Source organism: Paraburkholderia sp. (genome assembly GCF_034668105.1).
In the GTDB taxonomy this organism is placed as follows: Bacteria; Pseudomonadota; Gammaproteobacteria; order Burkholderiales; family Burkholderiaceae; genus Paraburkholderia.
The window spans coordinates 1-2,601 of the sequence record NZ_JAXDPY010000630.1 but is presented as its reverse complement, the minus strand read 5'-3'; the positions used below and the strand labels follow the sequence as shown (position 1 = coordinate 2,601).

Annotated in this window: 3 protein-coding genes; 1 reads left to right on the top strand and 2 read right to left on the bottom strand. The window is 63.3% G+C overall.

The features are described 5' to 3' along the window. The coding region (locus QOC89_RS27750) for an acyl-CoA dehydrogenase family protein (RefSeq protein WP_323047959.1) at positions 1 to 218 on the top strand (218 nt) is incomplete at its 5' end. An 84-nt stretch (positions 219 to 302) separates the two neighbouring features. Here the strand turns inward: QOC89_RS27750 and QOC89_RS27745 are convergent. Both QOC89_RS27745 and QOC89_RS27740 read right to left on the bottom strand, forming a co-directional pair. Next, positions 303 to 1,517, bottom strand: coding sequence for an alkene reductase (locus QOC89_RS27745; RefSeq protein ID WP_323047958.1), 1,215 nt, complete (start codon positions 1,515 to 1,517; stop codon positions 303 to 305). A 213-nt stretch (positions 1,518 to 1,730) separates the two neighbouring features. Continuing rightward, on the bottom strand, positions 1,731 to 2,601 hold an 871-nt coding region (locus QOC89_RS27740), incomplete at its 5' end, for a porin (protein ID WP_323047957.1).

Genomic DNA, 2,601 nt, shown 5'->3' with positions numbered 1-2,601 from the left:
GCGGCGACGTCCCGCGTCTTGGCAGCGAGGCCAAGTTGATGTCGGCGAAACTCGCCACCGATGTCGCCAGTACAGCGATCCAGATATGCGGTGCCTATGGCGTCATGGAAAACGCACCGTACGGCCGCTATCTGCGCGATGCGAAGGCATACGAAATTGCCGGTGGAGCGTCGGAAATTCTGCGCAATACGATTGCCAAGTCAATGGCCAACTATTGAACAGATGCGTCGCGCGCCATGCGTCAGCGCGGCACGCTTCGCAATTCGTTGCGTGGCGCCAGAAAGGCCGCCAGCCAACGAAGGCTATCTCCAACGCCCATCGATCACCGACCGTGGGGCCTCCCCACGCTCCTGCGCGAGCGACGGATAGTCGGTATACCCACGCTCGCCGCCGCCGTAGAACGTGGACGGATCCGGCGAATTGAGCGGAGCGTGCGACCGGAACCGTTCCGGCAGGTCGGGATTGGCGATGAACAAGCGTCCGAACGCGATCAGGTCCGCGTTGCCGTCCTCGAGCCATCTTTCCGCACTGCTGCCGTCGAACCCGCCCGCGACCATCAGCACACCACGATAAGTGCGGCGTATCATCTCGTTCATGCGTTTCGCGCGCTCCGTGAAAGCGACATCCTCACCGGTCGCCGCCAGCGCGGGATTGACGATGTGCAAATAAGCCAGCCCGTATCGATTGAGCTTCTCGAGGACGTAAGAAAAGGTCGCGTCGGGATCGTCGTCATGCATGTCGTTGAAGGTGCCCAGAGGAGAGAGCCGTACGCCGACCTTTTCAGGCCCCCACACTTCGCAAACCGTTTCGATCACCTCAAACAGCAGCTTGGCCCGGCGCTCGCTCGACCCGCCGTATTCGTCCTTGCGGCGGTTCGTGCCGGACAGCAGAAACTGGTCGAGCAGATACCCGTTCGCTGCGTGCACCTCGACGCCGTCCATACCGGCAGCCTTTGCGTTGCGCGCACCCCTGAAGTATTGGCGCACGAGATACGGCATCTCTTCGATCTGCAGCGCGCGCGGCGTGACGCAGGGCGCGAGGACACCTTCGCCGCGCTCGTTCTCGATGAACGCCTCCGCTTTCGGCAGGACCGCAGACGGCGCACCGGGAAGCATTTCATCGGGCTGCAACGAGGGGTGCGATATGCGCCCGACGTGCCAGAGCTGCATGAACATCAACCCGCCCGCCTCGTGCACAGCGTTCGCCACGAGCCGCCAGCCCTCGACCTGCTCGCGAGTATGAATCCCAGGCGTCCATGCATAGCCCTGCCCTTGCATCGACACCTGCGTCGCCTCGCTGATGATGAGCGCGGCCGCTGCGCGCTGCGCGTAATAGCAGGCGTTGAGCTGCGACGGTATGTTGCCGGGTCGGCTCGCGCGCGAACGCGTCAGCGGCGCCATTACGACACGATGACGCAGGTTGTGCGGTCCTACCTTTAGGGGTTCGAACAGCTTGCGTAGTGGAATTTGCTCGTCGTGCTGCCCGGCTTCCCCCGGCGCGATTTCCGTATCAGGCATAAATTTGCTCCTTGCTTTTGACTCGGCCCAAAAGTGCTGCCATAGATGCTTCAAAGCGTCGGCGTCAATCACATCGACAGCATCCCGCTCTCGGGCCAGTCTAGCCATGGCCCGCGCGCGTTTCTTTCCGGTTTCTGCTCAGATGTGTCACGATCCTGCGCTCATCCGGTCCATCGCTTCATCGGGGGGCGCCCGGCTCACGAGCTCGCGGTATCAGAAGCGATGCCGCATGCCAATTCGCACGACGCCCTGATGGTTTGAATCCGACGGTGTGATCGTGTAGATCGCGGCGTGCGCTTCGCCACCCGTGGAGTCCGTTCCCGATGCGTGCTGGTACATCCCCATCACGTAGACGTCGGTGCGCTTGCTGAGCGAGTAGTCCGCGCCGAGCGACACCTGGTGATACGTCGCGCCGCCGAGCCGTCCGTGCTTCGTGCTGCTGATGCTGCTGCCCTTCATGTAATCGTACGCGGCGCCAATCAACAGCGAGGGCGTCAGGTGGTACTCACCGTTGATTTCGGCGTTGTTGTAATGCGTGCTGCCGGTGAGGCCAAGCGGGTTCGGTCCCGAACTCGTGTCGCCGAGACCCTTGAACGCCGTGTTCGTCCACGTGATGCCGACGCGCGCCGGCCCGAACTGATAAGCGCCGCCCGCCGCGATCGACTGATACGTGGACGCGGAGGCGAATCCGGACAGCGACGGCGCAGTACCCAGATTCGAACCCGGCACCCCGTTGGTCGTCGCAGCCACCGTTCCGGTCGCGCCGAAGTACGACACGTTCGGGTTGTGCGCGTTGAAGTACGCGGCGCCCAGCGCGAGCGGCCCGTAGGTGTAGCCGCCGCCGACGCTGTAGATCTGGTTGCGGCCCACGGAGCCCGCGACGCCGCCCAGCGAATACAGCGCGCTGAAGGCAAGCCCGCCGAACGACGGGCTCCTGTATTTGATCGAGTTGTTGACGCGGAACGAGTTGTTCAGATTGTCGATATCCGCCGGATGCGTGCCGAACGCGCCTGCCCAGCGCGTCGCCGCGACCATCGTTCCGACGAAGTCGACACGCGGATCGTACTGACGCCCAAGCGACACG